The organism is Fundidesulfovibrio magnetotacticus, assembly GCF_013019105.1.
In the GTDB taxonomy this organism is placed as follows: Bacteria; Desulfobacterota; Desulfovibrionia; order Desulfovibrionales; family Desulfovibrionaceae; genus Fundidesulfovibrio; species Fundidesulfovibrio magnetotacticus.
The window spans coordinates 445526-463212 of the sequence record NZ_BLTE01000001.1 but is presented as its reverse complement, the minus strand read 5'-3'; the positions used below and the strand labels follow the sequence as shown (position 1 = coordinate 463212).

The following is a 17687-nucleotide window of genomic DNA, read 5'->3' as shown; positions in this document are numbered from 1 at the left end:
TCGACTCCAAGGCCTACCTGGACCGGATGCTCGCGGCCCCGCGCCCCGGCTCCGGCCAGGTGCTGGCCTTCTACGAACACCGCGTGGGGGCCGTCTGCAAGGACCCGGCCCTCATGCTCATGCCCTGGGACGACCATCTGGTCCACCGGGGCGACGGCGTCTTCGAGACCATCAAGTGGGTGGACTCCAAGGTCTACCTCCTGGACGAGCACCTGGCCCGCATGGGCCGCTCCGGCCAGGCCATCGGGCTCGAGCCCCCCTGCCCCTGGGAGGCGGTGCGCGAGATCGTGCTGGCCACCGGGCGCGCGGCGGGCACGCCCAACGGGCTCTTCCGCATGCTCCTTGGGCGCGGCCCCGGCGGCTTCGGGCTGGACCCCTCCGAGTGCCCCGAGCCCAGCCTCTACGTGGCGGCCTACGAGTATGCGCCCAAGCCCGACGCCTTCTACCAGAAGGGCGTCACGGCCTTCCGCACGTCCATCCCGGCCAAGCAGAGCTACCTGGCCACCATCAAGAGCATCGACTATCTGCCCAACGTGCTCATGAAGAAGGAGGCCCTGGCCAAAGGCAAGGACTTCCCCGTGTGCTTCGACGCGCGCGGCTTCCTGGCCGAGGGGGCCACCGAGAACGTGGCCCTGGTGGACAAGGACGGCTGCATCACCGTGCCCAGGCTGGACAACGCCCTCTCGGGCACCACGCTCCTGCGCGTGCTGGAGCTGGCCCGGGGCGAAATCAGCCACTGTTACAAGTCCATCACCGAGGACGACATCCGCGAGGCCCGGGAGATGCTCATCCTGGGCACCACGGCCCAGTGCCTCTCCATCGTGGAGTACGACGGCCGCCCCGTGGGCGGCGGAACTCCCGGACCGGTGAGCCGCAGGCTCCTGGAACTCTTGAAGAAGGACCTGGCCCAAAACGGCGTGTCCCTCTAGACGACCGCATCGCGTCGGCCGGACGGGGGCATGGGTCCCTGTCCGGCCGTTTTCATTTTCCGGGCTCCGCGCTCCGCGCACGGCCGATGGACTTCGCACGGGGGCTCTGCTAGCGCACGGCAGAGTCCGGGAAGTTCCCGGCCGCGCGGCGGGTCAGGCGACGCGGTGGCGGCGCTCATGGCCAACGCGGTGGTCTGGCTCTATTACGCGCTCCAGGAGAGTTCCCCGGTCCAGGCCACCCTGGGCAAGCGGATCATGGGCCTCAAGGTGATGGACCTGGAGGGCCGCCGCATCAGCTTCGGCCGGGCCACGGGGCGCTACGCCGCCAAGCTGCTCTCGGGCGGGCTGCTCCTGCTGGGCTACGCCATGATCCTCTTCACGAAGAAGCGCCAGGGCCTGCACGACCTGCTGGCCGGGACCGTGGTGGTTTGTCGTTGAGGGTTTCGTGACCGTTGGCCGCAGCCAATCGGAACGTTGCCGCGCAAGGCGTCCGCTAGTGCGGCCGACGCCTGTTCCCTCCTGCCTTCAGTATCCGGGCAGACGGAGCTGTCGTGGATTCGTCATTGATCACGATGGTTCTGTATGGACTCGTCCTTATGATTTCGCTAACCTGACTTGGCAGGTCCCGTGCTTCCTGTTGCCTGAGGGCATGGTGCCTTTTGTGCGCGGGGGCGGAGTGCAAAAGGAGAAAGGGAAATGGTTTGTGCGAAGTGCGGCAAGAACAACGTCGATTTGTCTAAGTACTGCCAGGCCTGCGGCCAACCGCTGGGCAGTTCCGCCCAGCCGGTCGGGGGGGTGGGAGTTCCAGGTCGGCCCCCGGGTGGGGTGGGTGTCACGGCCCAGGCATCGGTCAATGTCGGCGTCACGCGGCAGCCTGCCGGGAGCCCCGGTCCAGCAGCCGGGGTTTCGGGACAGACCGGTGGGCAGCCTCGCTATGCATCCTGGATCAGGATCGGGGCCTACCTGATCGACGTGCTCATATGCAGTGTGGCGATGGTCGCGTTGGGAGTGCTGAGCGCGGTTGTCTCCAATGGCGACAACGAGAACTTCCTGACCCTGCTGTCCATAGTTCTTTCTTGGCTCTACTTCGCACTGCAGGAAAGTTCGTCGTCCCAGGGCACTTTCGGCAAACGGGCCGTGGGCGTCATGGTCACCGATCTGCAGGGTCGGAGGATCTCTTTCGGTCAGGCGACCGGCCGCTATTTCTCGAAGATGCTTTCCGCTTTGCTGCTGCTGTTCGGATACATCATGATCATCTTCACCGCGAAAAAACAGGGCCTGCACGACAAGATGGCGTCCACCCTCGTGGTCTACCGCTAGGCGTCGGGCCGGAAAGGGGGCGCGTTGAGAATCCGGGCCGCAGCCTGATGGCGGCCCGGAACGCTTCCAAGCCGTAGGGACGGAGGCGTCCGGGCGCGGGCGCTTACTGGCGCTGGGCCATGTCTTCCAGGAGCCACTTGGCGTCGGCCACGTTCTCCTCTCGGGAGAAGCGCCACACCTCGTTCACCTGGCGGCTGGCGCTGGGGTCGTCGGCCACGGTGGCCTGGTAGGCCACTTCCACCACGGTGCGTCCCGCCTCGCGTTGCACCTCCAGCACCTGGGCCTCCACCAGCAGCACCGAGACGGCCTGACGGTCCGGACGCTCGGCGGCCCAGCGCTCGAAGCGGGCCATCATGTCCGGGGCCGCGAACTGGCGCAGGTCCGAGAGGTTGCGCATGGCCCAGGACTGCTTGATGCGCCCGAACATCACCTTGGCCCCGCGCAGGAATTCGGCCTGGTTGAAGGTCCCGGGGGCGTCGGGCTCGTGGGGTTCGTCCTGGGCGGGGGGCTGGCGCAGGTCGCGCCCCTGCTGGCCGGTCAGGTATTCCCAGGCCGCCTGGGCGCGGCGGCTGCGCTGGTCCATGCCGGAATCGCCTTCGTCGTCACGGGGGGTGACGTCGTAGGTGTTGTCTTCGTCGGGGGGGCGGCGCTTGGAGAGGTTGGAGATCACCCGCCAGGCCACCCAGCCCGCCAGAGCGATGAAGATGACGTCCAGAAGGCCCATCAGGGCCCGGGAGGGCTGCTGGCCCAGCACGTCCTGCGCAGCCTGGGCCGGAAACGCGCCGAGGAGCGGGAGGAGGTCCATCAGCAGATCAGCCCGAGGTTCTTGAGCAGGTGCAGGAGCATTTGTTTGTCGATGGGTTTGGGCACGTAGGATGTGGCCCCGCCCTTGTAGTAGGCCTCCACCACGTTCTTGGGGTCGTCCAGTGCCGTGGTCATGATCACCTTGGCTTCCTGCAGCGGAGGGATCTTGCGTTCGCGTTCGATGGCGCGAATCTTCTTCAGGGCCTCCTGGCCGTCCATTTCGGGCATCATGATGTCCATGCAGATGAGGTCGTAGGGGGCTTCCTCATCGAGAGCCCTTTTGAAGGCGTCGATGGCTTCCAGGCCGTTCACGGCGATGTCGGCATCACCGTACGGGGCGAGTATTTTTTGCAACAGTTTCCTGCTTGCGAAATCGTCTTCCACCACGAGCGCCTTCATTGAGAACCTCCAAATCAGGACTTTCCTCTCTTTTAGTCCCAATGCAACGAGGAGACAAGGGATAATGCTTGATTCCACGGCGCTCGTAGGGCACGAACCGGACGCGCCCCGCGCGCTGGAGGTCTCGGGATGCACGCCCACATCCGCTGGTTCGAGGAGTACGTCGCCGGGTTCCTGACCGGGAACCCCGAGGACGACCACCACCTGCAACTCAAGCGCGAGCACTCCCTGAAGGTGCTGGACGAGGCCCGGGCCATCACGCCCACCCTCGGCCTGGATGCGGCCGCGGAGCGCGCCGCGCACCTGGCGGCGCTCCTGCACGACGCCGGGCGCTTCCCCCAGTACCGCGCCTACAAGACCTTTCGCGACTCCCAGAGCGTGGACCACGGGCTCCTGGGCGCACGCACATTGCGCGTCGAGGGCGTCCCGGACGTGCGGGACGCGCGCGTCCGCGCCCTGGTGCGCGGCGCGGTGGCCCTGCACAACCGGCGGGCGCTGCCCCCCTTCGCGTCCCCGGAACTGGCGCTGCTGGCGCGCATCGTGCGCGACGCCGACAAGCTCGACATCGTGCGCATCATGCTCGACCACCTGCGCCCCGGCGGCCAGCGCTCCGACGTGGTGGTGCTCCACCTGGAGGAGGACCCCGAGCGCTTCTCCCCCGCCATCGTGGAGCAGATCATGGCCGGGCGCATCGGGGACTACTCGGCCATGCGCACCTGCAACGACTTCGTGCTCCTGCTGCTCAGCTGGGTGCACGACCTCAACTTCGCCGCTTCACGCCGGGCCTTCCGTTTGCGCGGCCACGCGGACGAGCTTTTGGGGCTCCTCCCTCGGGACCCCCGGTTGACGCCCCTGCGCGACAGGATTTATACTGTCCTGGACACGTAGACTATTCCCCGGTCCAACCCTTCATCCCCCGGAGCCCGCGTGGCCCAGAGCGCGCCTTCCCCCGTCCGACTGAACGTGACCGTGATCGTCTCCGGCAACGAGGAGAACGCCCGCCGCGACAGGCAGTGCCTGAAGCAGCTCAAGGCGTCCATGATCCAGTCCTTCACGTCCGGTTCCGAGGCCATCGACTTCCTGGGCGTCCAGGACGTGGACCTCGTGGTGCTCGACACCGCCCTTTCCGACATGGACGGGCTCAAGTTCCTGCGGCTCATGCGCCTGAACATGAACCTCAAGGACACGCCCGTGGTGATGGTGACGCAGGAGGGCCAGAAGGACAGGGTGCTGGAGGCCATCGCGGCGGGCGTGGACGGCTACGTGCTGCGCCCCTATTCGCTGGAGACGTTCCAGCGGCACATGCTGCGCGCGCTCAAGGTGGACAAGCTGGTGGAGATCGAGACGGCCCAGTTGCAGGAGGGCAAGCGTCTGCTGGCCGCCGGGCATTTCGAGGACGCCATCGAGGCCTTCGAGGAGCTGGTCAGCGAGGACAACCAGGCCCAGAAGTACTACGACATGGGCTGCAAGTACCTGATGAAGCAGAAGTACGGTCAGGCGATCCTCTCGTTCAAGAAGGCCGTGAAGATCAACGAACTCTTCGCGGAGGCCTACAAGGGGCTTGCCGAGGCCTACAAGGGCAAGGGCGATCTGGAGGGCTACAAGACCTACCTGCAGCGCGCGGCCGAGACCTTCGCGCACTTCAACCGCCTGGAGGAGACCAAGGAGCTGTTCATCGAGGTGCTCAAGTACGACGCCGCGAGCCCCAACCCCTTCAACTCGCTGGGCGTGCGGCTGCGCAAGGCGGGCGACCTGCCCGGGGCGCTGCACGCCTACCGCCAGGCCCTGGAGCTGACGCCCGACGACGAGAACATCCACTTCAACATGGCCAAGGCCATGCACTTCATGGGCGACGCCAAAGGCGCGCAGGATTCGCTCTTGAAGGCCCTGTGGATCAACCCCAACTTCACCGAAGGGCTGAAGCTCCACCTGAAGATCTTCAACCGCGAGTTCAAGGCCCCCAAGGGCGCGGGCATGACCGGCGGCCCGCCCTCAACGGGCACGCTGGACAGCATGCAGGATATTTGAGCGGGCTATGCTCCGAGGGAGGAAGTTGCCCCATGTTGGCACAAGGATGTCCTTTGATTACAGGGCAGCCGCTTCGTATGCCATGTCCGGCTAACCGACGGTTTGCCTGAGACTTCGATTAGCGTTCAGTTTTACGCAGGATGCCCATGATCTGCTCATCCAGGAATCATGATTTCCCAATGGCCCTCATCCGTCGTCGGGAGCCACCTTTCTTAGTTCCACCTGGTCCGAACAGAGCCGAGCATATCACGGGGCTGACTCCATCTTGGAGGACGAATCGGTCGTCCTCGGAATGCGAACGGTTAAACAACTGGCAATGTGGTGTTATGCCAAGCAGTTGCAACGTCCTTGCGAAGGCGACAGCTACGTCCTATATGCGGCTAGGATGATGGCGGACAGCTTGTTGAGACCTCGTCGGCGTTTGTCGGTTCCAATACTGACACGCCCCGTTAAAGTGCGGAATTGACATGGATGAGAGCAGAAACCAGCGTACGACGTCGCGAGCCTCCTCGATCAGCTGAATTTTCATATTTTTCATGGTTGCTTCGGAATGAAGGCCTTGGTGGTGTAATATCATAAAGAGCTGGAGGACCAGATGGGTACTTATTGTGTCGGTATTCCGTATGAATGGTTTGAAAATATAGCAATTGACTTTCTGGGTAATATTGATCGTGCCCGGAAGTTGTTCGAGGGATTTGCGCATAACGTAACGCAGGAACTCGCTTCGCCTGTCAGGATTTGTATCTATGGAGCGGGGGGGAGTGGGCATATTGCATACAGTCTTCTTAGGGAGTGTGAGGGCATTCAAGTGGTTGGGGTCGCGGACACGAGGGCTCCAAGCACGCCAATGGACCGCATACCGTATATCAATCCTCTCCATAAAAATGCATTTGCTGGTGTTGATTTGGTGTTCATCGCTACGGCTCCCAAGCATTATGCTGCTATTGTGTCAAGTTACTTTACTCCTGGCAACGGGATGTGTTCAATTGCCTATATGTACACAGACGCCGAGGATGTTCAGTATTTGAAGAATCCACTGATTCGAGAAGAAAGCTATGCGATGTTGAAAGATTTTTTCGCGTCTTTCAAAGAGATGTACCTTAAACGTGAGAGTAGTAAGCAAATTGAACCGTCAGAACGGCTTGCTGAGTATTCGTTTGTGATGAATAAGCTAAGGACGATTCCCGGGCGTCGCTTGCTGGATGTCGGCACGTCACGCACATCCTTGCCTAATTTGTTGCATGCATGTGGTTTTGAAGTTGTCGCCTTGGACGCGAGCGAGCAATTCAACACATGTTTTTATGTGGAGCTTGGGGATATCGTTACGAAGAAATTCGATACACAGTTTGATATTGTTGTCTGTGTTAGCACGCTGGAACACATTTTCGACTGTGACGCGGCCATGTCGAATATGTACAGGTTGCTTCGCAGTGGCGGACATTTGATTGTAACTTTCCCGTATAGCGACAACTGTCCTGTAAATAATATTTACGAGCATTGCGGTGGTGATTTGCCTTGGCCCGGAGCGTTGACCCGAATATTTGCAAGGGTTGATGTAGACAGGTGGATAAGCAATGACGGCTGGCGCCTTGTGGCTGAAGAGTACTTCAATGTCTGGGGTAGCGATTATTGCAATCAGTCAGTGGCGGCATTTCCGGTCGTGCCGGTGTCAATTTCCGAGGAGCACGATGTGGCATGCTTGATCTTTTCTAAGCAATGACAAGCCCCGGTCGATAATTTTTTTTGAAGGAGTTGCTATGTTATACGTGGTCGGGCTTGTTGTGGTCCTGGGCGTTGTTTGCATTGCTGCCTATTCGAATAACAAAAAGAAGAAGGCCGACGATCCATCCAAAATTTACCCTCTCTGGTGATGCGATGCACAGTGACATGCTGCAGGCCTACTATGCGCTGTTCTCAGAGGTGTCTCTCTATGCTGTAAATCTGTCTTTGTTGTTTGTGTTGCTGAACTTGGCAGCTTTTTATGTATTTGGATATGTACAGTCTTGTTTGTTGAAAAAAAAGACAGATTACAGGTATTATAACTTGTATCGCGAAGAGCAGTTTCGTGAAAGTGCCTCCAGGTGGTATTCGATGTCTCGTGATGAGTATGCAGAATACATGGAAGAACAGGATCGACGCGCTCTCGACACGGTTTACGAGTCTTTTACCGAATTCAAGCATGCTCCAGCTTCTGGTAAGTATTACAACATGTCTGAGCACGGCTTTCGTCATGTCAGTAATCAGGGTCCTTGGCCTTTGGACCCCGCAAACTTCAATATATTTATTTACGGGGGGTCGACGACGATTCACCCGGGTGCAGATTCGCACAGTGTCGCGAGTTACTTGCAAGGTCTATTGTCAGAGAAGCTTGAAAAGAATGTTTGTGTTTACAATTTTGGACGTTCGGCATATTTTTCAACTCAAGAAAAAATCCTGCACTCCACACTGTTGCTAAAGGGGCATCGTCCCGACCTGGCAATCTTTTTTCATGGATTGAATGATTTTTACTTTTATGACAGGCAGCCTGTAACGCGCGGTTGTTTTCATCTTGCATTGCTCGAAAAGAATCGTATCGCCCGTGAGATGTTAAATAATGCGCAGGCTGCTTCTCCGCAATGGGGTGCTTTGAGAAAATTTTTTACGACCCTCCCGCTTTTTCGCTTGGCCTCATTGATGCTTTCTTATTATGAAAATATAAGTTCGACCGGCGAGAGCCACTGCGACAATGTAAAAAATTCAGCTGCTACTAATAGAATGATTGTCGATGAGTTACTTCACAATCATCAGGAGATCCGTGCTGTTTCAACAGTCTTCGGGGTCAAGGTTTCATTTTTTATTCAGCCCGTACCGACGTACGGATACGATTTGCAATACCATGAACCATTTCGGATGCTTAAGCATTCGGGTGGGTTTATGGGCCAAGACAGGGCTGGGGACGGATATCCTATGCTGTTGAATGAGCTGGCCTCAGTCGAGCATTCATTCGATGACGTGTTCTCCCTTGCCGACATTCAGCGCGATATAAAACGCAATATATATGTCGATCACTGTCACTATACGGCATGGTTCGCAAGTGTTATCGCTGGACATATGTCCGACAGGCTGATCGCGAGTGGTATAGTGAATCCATCTTGGCAAGCCGCCGAAAAGTGAGACCGCTCCACTGCAAACGTTTGGGCTTGCCGTCCAACCGTCCGTATTCCACGGTGACCTGCTCCATCTTTCAGGAAGGAGGAATCCATATCCGAGCGGGGGACATAGGTATTTGCGAGTGCCCGCCACGTCGCCAAGCCCCGGCATGTGGCCGTGGACGTCGCGGTCGTCGGGGCGGGGGAGACTCCGACGCAATCCTCGTGGCGCATGGCGTAGCGGATCACGCCTTCACTCCCCGGCCAGGCCAGCCAGTTCGCTGCGTTTGAGGGCTTCGCGGTCGAAGTGGGCGCGCAGCTCCGGGTCTTTGGGGAGGATGTTGTTCTTGCGCAGATAGTGGAGGAAGGCCAGGGCCTCGCGGAAGTGCGGGTCCAGGTCCAGGCAGTTGCCGAGTTCCCGGTAGGCGTGTTCCGTGTCGCCCTTCTCGAACCAGGCCCGGGCGATGTTCAGGAGCAGGTGTTCGTCGTCGGCGCACAGGGCCTTGGCCCGGTGGTAGAAGGCCAGGGCCTCCTCGAAGAGGCCGCGCTTGCGCAGGGCGATGCCGAAGTCGTTGAAGAGGTGCTTGTGTTCGGCGGCGAAGCTCTCGTCGAGCTTCACGAGCTTCTCGAAGGCGTAGCGGCCCTTTTCGAGCTGGTTGAGGGCCAGATAAGCCAGACCCAGGCCGAAGGTGCCCCGGATGTTCTCCTCGTCGATGCGCAGCACCTTCTGGTACTCGATCTTGGCCTCGACGTTCTTGCCCTGGTTGCGGAAGTGGTCGCCGATGAGCACTCGCTGGGTGAGCAGGCGGTAGCCCAGGTCCGGCTCCAGGGTGAAGCGTTCCAGGAAGCTCTCGCGCGGTTCGATGATTTGTCGCTGGGTGGGCAGGTGGTGTTCGTCCAGGAGCTGGGCGCTGATCACGCCGTCCTCCTGTTCGCGGGCGAACCAGAAGCGCTTGGCCTCGCCGCTGGCCGGGTCGCCCGGTATGCCGGGCGTGGAAAAGATGCCCCTGAGCTTGGGCGGGGCGGTTTCCGGCCCGCAGTCGAGAGTGTCGGAGCAGGCGTTCAAGGGTTGATCTGCACGACCACGCGGCGATTGCGGGCCTGGTTGTCGGGCAGGGGCTGACCCTGGGCGTTCTCGTTGGGGGCCACGGGGCGCGTTTCGGCGAACCCCGCGATCTGGATGCGATCGCGGGGCACGCCGTGGTCGATGAGGTAGCGGGCCACGCGGGAGGCCCGCGCCGCCGAAAGCTCCCAGTTGGAGGGGAACAGGAACGACTGGATGGGCAGGTTGTCCGTGTGGCCCTCCACCGTGACGCGGTAGGGCGTGGCGCGCAGCGACTGGGCGATGGAGTCCAGGTAGGGGCGCGACGAGGGCGCGAGGTCGGCGCTGCCGCTCTGGAAGAGCACCGCGCCCTTGAGGGTGATGGCCACGCCGCCCTGGCGCTTCTCCACCTGGATGCCCGCGGGGTCCTTGGCGAAGCGCACGGACATCTCGGATTCGATTTCGTCCAGGGTTTTCAGGCGGGCGGTGGGTCCGGGGCCGTCGCCTTGCCCGGGACCGGCCACGGGGTCGCCCACGGACTGGTAGACCTGGGGCGGCAGGGGCGGCTGGATCACGGGATAGTACTGCCCGTCGGGCACGGGCTCCGGGTGCAGGGAACTGCCCATGGGGCGGTCGGGCTGGCGCTCCGCCAGGGCCTGGCGCTTGGCCTTTTCGGCGGCCAGGGCGGCTTCCATGGACTGGGCCACCTTGCGGTAGCGGTCCTGGTCCACGCTGGAGACCGAGAGCATCACCACGAAGAAGCATAGGAGCAGGGTGAGCAGGTCGGCCAGGGAGATGAACCAGGTGCCCTCGTCCTCGTCCTTGAAGCGGCCGCGCAGTTTCTGGAACATGAGCATGGCGGCTGCCTAGGGGCGGATGCCGATGGAGGCCCAGCGCCTGGGCGGCAGGTAGGCCTTGAGCTTGTCGTAGACAATGGCGGCGGGGGTCTTGTCCTTGATGAAGAGCACGCCGTCGCGGATGACGCACATGAGCAGCACCCGTTCCTCGATGCGCTTTTCCACCTTCACGGCGATGGGCAGGAAGAAGAGGTTGGAGAGCAGGATGCCGTAGAGCGTGGTGGTGAGGGCCACGGCCATGTGCTGGCCCAGGGAGGCAAGCTGGCCGCCGCCCATGGCCTGCATGAGGCCGATGAAGCCGATGAGCGTGCCGATCAGCCCGTAGGCGGGCGAGAGCTTGGCCATGGTGCGGTAGATGCCCGCGCTGGAGAGCTCCTGCTGGTAGGTCTGCTCGATGCGCGTTTCCAGAATCTCCTTCATCTCCTCGCGGGAGTAGCCGTCCACGAGCATCTGCAGGGCGTTCTGGAGGAATTCGTTCTCGATGCCGGGCAGGGTCTTCTCCAGGTGGACCTTGCCGCGCATGGAGGCCTCGCGGGCGATGTCCACGATGGACTCGATGTAGTTGCCGATGGGCAGCTCCTCGCGCTTGAGGGCCGTGAGGAAGATGCTGAACACGCGGGCCACTTCCTTGAGCGGGAAGCAGATGAAGGTGGAGGCCAGCGTGCCGCCCAGCACGATGGCCAGGCCCGGAAGGTTCAGGAACACCCGGGCGGAGTCCGTGGCGAAATAGGTGGCCGTGCCCAGGATGATGATGCCGGCTACGAACCCGATGACGGTGGCGACGTTCACCCGCTGATCCCCTTGATGGATTTGATGAGCCCGATGAGTTCGTCCTCGATGTCGGAGGCTTCGCCCGGATCGGGCTCGGGCATGCGCTGGACCTCCTCCCTGACCACGGAGGCGATCTTCTTGGAGAGGTTGGCGTAGATCTTCTGGCGGGCCTCGTCCCCAGCCAGGGCCGCCAGCACGCCCACCTTGTAGAAGCCCAGGCGCGAGAGAGCCTCCTCCAGGGTGGCGTTGTCCACGCCGACCACGTCGTCGACGTTTTGGAGGTCCTCCACCTTCAGGCGCGGGCGCTTGGCGCGCTGGAAGTAGTCCTGCCCCTTGGAAGCGGCGAAGGCCAGGGCCTGGCGCTTGTGGAAGTGGAAGAGCGCGGGCGGAACCTCGCCGTAGGCGATCTTTTTGAGGATGGTCTCGGGCTGGGCGTCCACTGCCCGGGCGAAGTCGTCCAGGTCGATGAATTCGAGCTCCGCGCCGTTGGCGTCGGGGTTGTCCTGGGCCATGTTGCGCGAGACGCGGGCGAAGCGTTCGGCGTCGGGGATGGAGAGCAGGCGCTCCTTGACGAACTCGCCGGACTTCTTCTTGGTGCCCAGGAGCGGATCGGTGCGGTAGTAGGTGCCTTTCACGTCCACGATGTCCACGATGTGCACGCGCGCGAGCTTTTCGAGCACCTCGTCGATCTCGGTCTGGGTGATGAGCAGGATGTCCTTGATGGTGCGCGAGAGCTCCACGGTGGATATCTGGGCGGCCTCGCTCTTGGGTCCGCTCCTGGCCGCGGCGCGCCAGGCCAGGAGGATGACGGAACACACCGAGGCGAAGGTGTTGGAGCTGGAACGCTCCGGCACCAGGGCGTTGAGGGCGCGCACGCGCTCCACCAGGTAGGAGGTGATGATCTGCACCGGCCGGGGGCTCTTGAGCAGCAGCGTGTGCAAGAGCGTCTGATCCAGGACGATGACCTCGGTATAGTCCAGGGCCAGGGCCTCGGAGGTGCGCTTCTCGCCGGTGATCACGCCCATCTCGCCGAAGATCTGGCCAGGGCGCAAAAGCGCCAGGGTCACGCGCTTGTTGCCAGCGAGCCTGTAGAGCCCGACGGCCCCCTGGGTGATGATGTAGGCCTCTCCGCTGGACTGGCCCTCCTTGTAGATGGCCTGTCCCTTGTGGAAGGTCTTGGTCTTGTCCCCCACGTCCGCTTTCTTCATCATGGATGCTCCGCACTTCCTGGAGGCCGCGACGGCCCCGTGGAGACGCCGCGAACCCGGCCTGCCGGGCGGAAGGCGCGGTTTCCCCTCTCTTGTCAATCTTATACGTAAAGTCCCGGGAAAACAAGGCGGAGCGCGCTTCGGGGAGAAAACATTTACAACGGCCTTACGGGGGGCTAAGGTATGGTGCAGGAGCGAAACATGCCGCATCGACACTGCCGCGACGTGCCCGTGCTGGCCGTCGCACCAGCCGGGCCGGAGGGCCTGGCCAACGGGCTTTGGCGACTGGAACTGGAAAACCCCGGATTCACGGGGGTTAAACCCGGCCAGTTCGCCATGCTGCGTCCGCCCGCCTGGGGGTTTGACCCCCTCTGGGCCAGGCCCCTTTCCATCTCCCGAGCCCTGGACGACCGCATCGTCTTCCACTTCCTCGTGGCCGGGCGCGGCACGGCGGCCTTCACGCGCCTCGCCCCGGGCGAGCCCGTCACGGTGTGGGGGCCTCTGGGCCAGGGCTTCGCCGTGGAGCCCGGCGCGCCAACACTGTTGGTGGGCGGCGGCATCGGCATCGCGCCTTTCGTGGAATATGCGGCCACGCACCCCACCCCGGGGAAGCTCGCGCTGCTCTTCGGGCACCGTCCGCCGCGCTCCTGCTATCCCTACGACGAACTGGGGGCCATGATCGCCGTGGAGTCCTTCCAGGACAAAACCCCCGAGGACATCCCGCGCTTCGTGGAGCTGCTGGAGAAGCGCATCGCGGAACACGCCGGGGGACTGGTGCTGGCTTGCGGCCCCACGCCGCTTCTGCGCTCGGTGAAGAACCTGGCGGACAAGCACGGCGTGCGCGCCCAGGTGTCGCTGGAGAACCGCATGGCCTGCGGCGTGGGCGCGTGCCTGGGCTGCGTGGCGGAGAACCCCGAGGGACACCGCGTGCAGACCTGCGTGAAGGGGCCGGTGTTCTGGGCCGACAAGGTGACGCTCTAGGCTGGGCCGGGCCTTTGCGGGGCCTCCCGGCGCCAAGCGCCAACAACGTGACGCACCGGCGCGGCCCGAGCGCCGCCGCCGACCGGAGTTTTCGATGGATCTTCGCGTGGACCTGGGGGGGCTGACCCTCAAGAACCCCGTCATGACCGCCTCGGGCACCTTCGGCTACGGCCTGGAGTTCGCCCCCTACGGCGACCTGCGCTCCCTGGGGGGCATCGTGGTCAAGGGGCTTTCGCTCAAGCCCCGCGAGGGCAACCCCGTGCCGCGCCTGGCCGAGACCCCCTCGGGCATGCTCAACGCCATCGGCCTGCAGAACTGCGGGGCCGAGCGCTTCCTCAAGTCGATGCTGCCGGGGCTGCCCTGGCGCGAGACCCCCGTGGTGGCCAACCTCTACGCCTGCGACACCCTGGAGTTCGCCGAATTGGCCGGGCTCCTGGCCTCCGCCGAGGGCGTGGCGGCCCTGGAGGTGAACATCTCCTGCCCCAACGTGCAGGCGGGCGGCGTGCTCTTCGGGCAGGATCCGGCCCTGGCGGCGCGCGTCACCGAGGCGGTGAAGGCGCGCGCGGGGTCCAAGCCCGTGATGGTGAAGCTCTCGCCCAACGTCACGGACATCGTGGCCGTGGCCAAGGCCGTGGAGGGCGCGGGGGCGGACGCGATCTCGCTCATCAACACGCTCACGGGCATGGCCGTGGACGTGCGCACCCGCAAGCCCCGCCTGGCCAACGTGGTGGGCGGCCTGTCGGGGCCGGCCATCAAGCCGGTGGCCCTGCGCTGCGTGTGGCAGGTGAGCCGAGCGGTGTCCATTCCCGTGGTGGGCATGGGCGGCATCAGTTCGGCCACGGACGCCCTGGAATTCATCCTGGTGGGGGCCGGCGCCGTGCAGGTGGGCACGGCCAACTTCCTGCGGCCGGATTTCTCCTTCCGACTGGCCGAGGAACTGCCCCTGGCCGCCCAGGCCCTGGGCATCACCGACCTTTCGACCTTCCGGGGCAGCCTGGCCGTCGGCTGACGGCCGCGCCCTGCAGGACACGCGAGGCGGCCGTGAAGACCCTCCAGACCGTGGCCGCGCTCCTGCTGTCCGTCTGTCTGCTGCCGAGTCCGGCCTTTTCGGAAAGCGCCGGGACCGGCAGGCCCTGGCGCGTGTTCATCCTGCACAGCTACGACGCAGGGTACGTCTGGACCAGGAACGTGGACCAGGGCCTGCGCGCCGCCCTGGTCGGCCTGAACGTGGCCTTCGAGAGCTTCTACCTGGACGCCAAGCGCGCCGACGCGGCGGTCCAGGCCCGTGCGGGCAAGGCCGCGTGGGAGCGCATCCGGGCCTTCGACCCCGACGTGGTGGTGGCCGCCGACGACGCGGCCCAGGCCTGGGTGGTGCGCCCCTTCCTGGCCGGGCGCGAGCGCCCGCAGGTGATATTTTGCGGGGTCAACGCCCCTCCGGCGTCCTACGGCTATCCGGCATCCAACGTCTCGGGCGTGCGCGAGCGCTTCCATTTCCGCGAGAGTTTCGAGCTGCTCAGGCGTCTGGCGCCCGAGGCGCGCTCCGTGGCCTTCCTGACCGACGATTCGGACACCGGGCGCTCCGTTGCCGAGGACCTCGCGGCCCACGCCCCGTACGCCCTTGACCTGGAGCGCGTGCGCACGGTGCGCGGCTTCCAGGCCTGGAAGGCCGAAGTGGCGGCCTGCCAGAAAACGTCCGACGCCCTGGCCCTGGGCGTCTACCACACCCTGCGCGACGAGGCCACGGGCCGCCTCGTCCCACCCGAGGAGGTCATGGCCTGGACCAACGCCGAGAACCGGCTGCCCACCCTGGGCTTCGCCGACTTCACGCCGGATCACGGCGTCCTCTGCGGCGTGCTGGAGTCGGCCCACGAGCAGGGCTACCTGGCCGGGCTCATGACGCGCGAGGTGCTGGAGTCCGGGCGCGCCGCGGGCGAACTGCCGGTGCGCGGCAACGCCACGGGCGTGGTGTTCGTGAACCTGCGCGCGGCGGAACGCCTGCGCATGACAGTGCCCTTCGAGATCATCGAAGCGGCCGGCGTGGTGGTGGAGTAGCCATGGATCCCGGCGTCCAACCTCCGCTGGTCCGGCGCTACCTGGCCCCCATCGTCACGGTGCTCTTCATCGGCATGGTGCTCTCCACGGCCTTGACCTACGTGCACACCCGCAGCTCCGTGGAGTCCATGGCCCTGGCCCAGATGTCCCAGACCCTTTGGTTCATCGACCGGGAGCTCACCGAGAAGGCCGAGGACATCAAGGCCAGCGCCGCCGTCTGGAGCCAGGAGGAGGTGTTCCTGCTGGCCCTGCGCGAGAGCTACCTGGGCCGCTCCGCCCGCGAGGCCGCCAGCCGCCGCATGGAGGATCGGGTGCGGCTCCACGGCTACAGCCGGGCCTTCGTGGCCACGGCCGACGGCAACGTGATCGCCTCCTCGGACCCACGCGCCGTGGGCAACGTCTATGTGGGGGACCGCGCCTATTTCCGCCGCGTCATGGAGGGCGAGGTGATCCTGGAGTCCCTGGAAGCGGGCAAGTACACGGGACGCCCCGTGGTGGTGGCCGCCGCGCCCCTGGCCGCCAAGGACAAGGCCCCGGAGGGCCTGCTGATCCTGGTGACGGACGTGGCCCCGCTCGGCAGCGAGATTCTGGACGGCGTGCGCATCGGCCGGTCGGGCGGTGCGGTTTTCCTGGATCGCGACGGCAAACTCCTTGCCGCGCCCTCCTGGCGGCGCGAGCGCGAGTTCAACCGTGTTTACGGCGTCTCCGTGGAGCTGCGCTCGGCCCCTCCCGGGCATGTGGCCCGCTACGAAGGCGTATGGGGCCGCAGGCTCTGCATGGGCCAGGTCAACGCCTCCACGGGGTGGCTCCTGGTCGGCGTGGTGGACGAGAACGAGTTCCTCAGACCCGCCGAGAACCTGGCAACCATGAACGGGCTCATCGCGGCCGGCGTGCTGGCCCTGGTGGGCATCGCGCTGGCCATGCTGCGCAGGGCCGTGGCCGGGCTGCGCGCCTCGGAGGACCGCTACCGCGTCCTGGCCGAGACCACTCCCGTGGGCATCGTGGGCTTCGATGCCCACGGGGACACCCGCTACATGAACCAGCGCGCCCGGGAGATCCTGGGGCTCCCCCTGGAGGGCGCGCCGGGCGACGCCTGGACGCGCGCCTTGCGAGACCGCGAGGGGCAGCCCCTCGATCCCGATGCCCTGCCCGTGCGCCTGGCCCTGACGGACGGACGCGCCGTGCAGGACCAGGCCCTGAGTTACGAGTCCCCCGGCGGGGAACGCAGGCTCCTGGCCATGAGCGCCGCGCCCGTGGCGGGTTCCGGCCTTGCCGCGTCGGGCGCGGTGGCCGCCCTGGTGGATGTGACCGAACGCCTGCGCCTCCAGGAGATGATGATCCAGACCGAGAAGATGATCTCCGTGGGCGGGCTGGCCGCGGGCATGGCCCACGAGATCAACAACCCGCTGGCCTCCATCCTCCAGGCCCTGCAGGTGGTGCGCAGGCGTTTGGAGCCCGGGCTCGCGGCCAACGAACAGCAGGCGGGCCGGTCCGGCATCGACCTGGCGGCCCTGGCCGTCTACCTGCGCGAACGCGGGGTGAACGAGTTCCTGGACGCCATCAACGAGGCAGGGGTGCGCGCGGCGCGCATCGTCAGCAACATGCTGGGCTTCGCGCGCAAGTCCGCGGGAGAATACGGCGAATGCCGCCTCTCGGATCTGCTGGACCGCACCGTGGAACTTGCCGGGGGCGACTACGACCTCAGAAAGCAGTACGACTTCAAGCGCATCGAGATCGTGCGCGACTACTCCGCCCAGCCCGTGACGGCGCGCTGCCAGCCCATGGAGATCGAGCAGGTGTTCTTCAACATCCTGCGCAACGCGGCGCAGGCCTTCAGGGACCGCCCCAACGAGGGCGAGGGGCCGCGCATCACCCTGCGCACCAGGGAAGAGAACGGCATGGCCGTGGCCGAGATCGAGGACAACGGCCCGGGCATGCCCGAGGAGATCCGCAAGCGCGTCTTCGAGCCCTTCTACACCACCAAGGGCGTGGGCACGGGCACGGGGCTGGGGCTCTCGGTGGCCTACTTCATCGTCTCGGAAAATCACCGGGGGAGCATCACGGTGGAGTCGACCCCGGGGAAGGGGGCGCTCTTCCGGGTGAAGCTGCCGTCGGCGACGGCCTAGAAGCCGTCCACGCCCGGGGCGGCGGCGGGAGGCGGCCCGTCC

17 protein-coding genes are annotated in these 17687 nt (G+C 64.2%); 11 read left to right on the top strand and 6 right to left on the bottom strand.

The window, feature by feature from the left end; genetic code table 11:
• Window positions 1-26 precede the first annotated feature (26 nt).
• The 3 genes from NNJEOMEG_RS02135 (at window position 27) to NNJEOMEG_RS02125 (ending at window position 2249) form a co-directional block, all read left to right on the top strand.
• Entirely contained in the window at window positions 27-929 is a 903-nt protein-coding gene (locus NNJEOMEG_RS02135) for an aminotransferase class IV (RefSeq protein WP_173081202.1), read from the top strand.
• A 177-nt stretch (window positions 930-1106) separates the two neighbouring features.
• Window positions 1107-1367 carry an RDD family protein gene (locus tag NNJEOMEG_RS21130; protein ID WP_217270461.1) on the top strand — a complete coding sequence of 87 codons (261 nt, stop codon included), beginning with the start codon at window positions 1107-1109 and terminating at the stop codon, window positions 1365-1367.
• A gap of 258 nt (window positions 1368-1625) precedes the next feature.
• Window positions 1626-2249: an RDD family protein gene (locus NNJEOMEG_RS02125; protein ID WP_173080813.1), complete on the top strand. Its 624-nt coding sequence runs from the start codon at window positions 1626-1628 to the stop codon at window positions 2247-2249.
• Window positions 2250-2352: 103 nt separating this feature from the next.
• Here the strand turns inward: NNJEOMEG_RS02125 and NNJEOMEG_RS02120 are convergent, their stop codons facing one another.
• Together NNJEOMEG_RS02120 and NNJEOMEG_RS02115 are read right to left on the bottom strand one after the other, a co-directional pair.
• Window positions 2353-3054 carry a Tim44 domain-containing protein gene (locus tag NNJEOMEG_RS02120; RefSeq protein ID WP_173080811.1) on the bottom strand — a complete coding sequence of 234 codons (702 nt, stop codon included), beginning with the start codon at window positions 3052-3054 and terminating at the stop codon, window positions 2353-2355.
• A complete protein-coding gene (locus NNJEOMEG_RS02115; protein ID WP_173080809.1) occupies window positions 3054-3452 on the bottom strand; it encodes a response regulator in 399 nt (132 codons plus the stop codon). Before NNJEOMEG_RS02115 ends, NNJEOMEG_RS02120 begins: the two co-directional genes overlap by 1 nt.
• 129 nt (window positions 3453-3581) lie before the next feature.
• Between NNJEOMEG_RS02115 and NNJEOMEG_RS02110 the strand changes: the two genes are divergently transcribed.
• From NNJEOMEG_RS02110 to NNJEOMEG_RS02095, 4 genes are all read left to right on the top strand, one after another.
• Window positions 3582-4340 carry an HD domain-containing protein gene (locus tag NNJEOMEG_RS02110; RefSeq protein WP_173080807.1) on the top strand — a complete coding sequence of 253 codons (759 nt, stop codon included), beginning with the start codon at window positions 3582-3584 and terminating at the stop codon, window positions 4338-4340.
• A gap of 39 nt (window positions 4341-4379) precedes the next feature.
• A complete protein-coding gene (locus NNJEOMEG_RS02105; protein ID WP_173080805.1) occupies window positions 4380-5480 on the top strand; it encodes a tetratricopeptide repeat protein in 1101 nt (366 codons plus the stop codon).
• Window positions 5481-6075: 595 nt separating this feature from the next.
• Window positions 6076-7200 (top strand): class I SAM-dependent methyltransferase, encoded by a 1125-nt coding sequence (locus tag NNJEOMEG_RS02100; protein ID WP_173080803.1) that lies wholly within the window; start codon window positions 6076-6078, stop codon window positions 7198-7200.
• Window positions 7201-7367: 167 nt separating this feature from the next.
• Window positions 7368-8633: an SGNH/GDSL hydrolase family protein gene (locus tag NNJEOMEG_RS02095; RefSeq protein ID WP_173080801.1), complete on the top strand. Its 1266-nt coding sequence runs from the start codon at window positions 7368-7370 to the stop codon at window positions 8631-8633.
• 228 nt (window positions 8634-8861) lie between these two features.
• Here the strand turns inward: NNJEOMEG_RS02095 and NNJEOMEG_RS02090 are convergent, their stop codons facing one another.
• The 4 genes from NNJEOMEG_RS02090 to NNJEOMEG_RS02075 are packed head-to-tail and all read right to left on the bottom strand — an operon-like array spanning window position 8862 to window position 12489.
• A complete protein-coding gene (locus NNJEOMEG_RS02090) occupies window positions 8862-9674 on the bottom strand; it encodes a tetratricopeptide repeat protein (protein WP_173080799.1) in 813 nt (270 codons plus the stop codon).
• Complete coding sequence (locus tag NNJEOMEG_RS02085) at window positions 9671-10507, bottom strand: OmpA family protein (RefSeq protein WP_173080797.1); 837 nt, start codon at window positions 10505-10507, stop codon at window positions 9671-9673. The genes NNJEOMEG_RS02090 and NNJEOMEG_RS02085 overlap by 4 nt, the downstream gene beginning before the upstream one ends.
• A 9-nt stretch (window positions 10508-10516) precedes the next feature.
• Window positions 10517-11296 (bottom strand): motility protein A, encoded by a 780-nt coding sequence (locus NNJEOMEG_RS02080; RefSeq protein WP_173080795.1) that lies wholly within the window; start codon window positions 11294-11296, stop codon window positions 10517-10519.
• Window positions 11293-12489 carry a Crp/Fnr family transcriptional regulator gene (locus NNJEOMEG_RS02075; protein ID WP_173080793.1) on the bottom strand — a complete coding sequence of 399 codons (1197 nt, stop codon included), beginning with the start codon at window positions 12487-12489 and terminating at the stop codon, window positions 11293-11295. Before NNJEOMEG_RS02075 ends, NNJEOMEG_RS02080 begins: the two co-directional genes overlap by 4 nt.
• A gap of 198 nt (window positions 12490-12687) precedes the next feature.
• On the opposite strand from NNJEOMEG_RS02075, the gene NNJEOMEG_RS02070 reads away from it, so the two are divergent.
• The 4 genes from NNJEOMEG_RS02070 (at window position 12688) to NNJEOMEG_RS02055 (ending at window position 17645) form a co-directional block, all read left to right on the top strand.
• A complete protein-coding gene (locus tag NNJEOMEG_RS02070) occupies window positions 12688-13467 on the top strand; it encodes an iron-sulfur cluster-binding protein (protein ID WP_173080791.1) in 780 nt (259 codons plus the stop codon).
• A gap of 94 nt (window positions 13468-13561) precedes the next feature.
• On the top strand, window positions 13562-14476 hold the full coding sequence (locus NNJEOMEG_RS02065) for a dihydroorotate dehydrogenase (RefSeq protein WP_173080789.1): 915 nt from the start codon (window positions 13562-13564) through the stop codon (window positions 14474-14476).
• Window positions 14477-14508: 32 nt separating this feature from the next.
• Window positions 14509-15519 carry an ABC transporter substrate-binding protein gene (locus tag NNJEOMEG_RS02060; RefSeq protein ID WP_235956797.1) on the top strand — a complete coding sequence of 337 codons (1011 nt, stop codon included), beginning with the start codon at window positions 14509-14511 and terminating at the stop codon, window positions 15517-15519.
• A 2-nt stretch (window positions 15520-15521) separates the two neighbouring features.
• Complete coding sequence (locus NNJEOMEG_RS02055) at window positions 15522-17645, top strand: sensor histidine kinase (RefSeq protein ID WP_173080787.1); 2124 nt, start codon at window positions 15522-15524, stop codon at window positions 17643-17645.
• Window positions 17646-17687 lie beyond the last annotated feature (42 nt).

What these genes read in the sequence shown, in the direction of transcription:
- NNJEOMEG_RS02135 (WP_173081202.1), top strand. Translation starts at nt 27, where the DNA reads ATGCTCGCGGCCCCGCGCCCCGGCTCCGGCCAGGTGCTGGCCTTCTAC.
- NNJEOMEG_RS21130 (WP_217270461.1), top strand. Translation starts at nt 1,107, where the DNA reads ATGGCCAACGCGGTGGTCTGGCTCTATTACGCGCTCCAGGAGAGTTCC.
- NNJEOMEG_RS02125 (WP_173080813.1), top strand. Translation starts at nt 1,626, where the DNA reads ATGGTTTGTGCGAAGTGCGGCAAGAACAACGTCGATTTGTCTAAGTAC.
- NNJEOMEG_RS02120 (WP_173080811.1), bottom strand. Translation starts at nt 3,054, where the DNA reads ATGGACCTCCTCCCGCTCCTCGGCGCGTTTCCGGCCCAGGCTGCGCAG.
- NNJEOMEG_RS02115 (WP_173080809.1), bottom strand. Translation starts at nt 3,452, where the DNA reads ATGAAGGCGCTCGTGGTGGAAGACGATTTCGCAAGCAGGAAACTGTTG.
- NNJEOMEG_RS02110 (WP_173080807.1), top strand. Translation starts at nt 3,582, where the DNA reads ATGCACGCCCACATCCGCTGGTTCGAGGAGTACGTCGCCGGGTTCCTG.
- NNJEOMEG_RS02100 (WP_173080803.1), top strand. Translation starts at nt 6,076, where the DNA reads ATGGGTACTTATTGTGTCGGTATTCCGTATGAATGGTTTGAAAATATA.
- NNJEOMEG_RS02095 (WP_173080801.1), top strand. Translation starts at nt 7,368, where the DNA reads ATGCTGCAGGCCTACTATGCGCTGTTCTCAGAGGTGTCTCTCTATGCT.
- NNJEOMEG_RS02085 (WP_173080797.1), bottom strand. Translation starts at nt 10,507, where the DNA reads ATGCTCATGTTCCAGAAACTGCGCGGCCGCTTCAAGGACGAGGACGAG.
- NNJEOMEG_RS02075 (WP_173080793.1), bottom strand. Translation starts at nt 12,489, where the DNA reads ATGATGAAGAAAGCGGACGTGGGGGACAAGACCAAGACCTTCCACAAG.
- NNJEOMEG_RS02070 (WP_173080791.1), top strand. Translation starts at nt 12,688, where the DNA reads ATGCCGCATCGACACTGCCGCGACGTGCCCGTGCTGGCCGTCGCACCA.
- NNJEOMEG_RS02065 (WP_173080789.1), top strand. Translation starts at nt 13,562, where the DNA reads ATGGATCTTCGCGTGGACCTGGGGGGGCTGACCCTCAAGAACCCCGTC.
- NNJEOMEG_RS02055 (WP_173080787.1), top strand. Translation starts at nt 15,522, where the DNA reads ATGGATCCCGGCGTCCAACCTCCGCTGGTCCGGCGCTACCTGGCCCCC.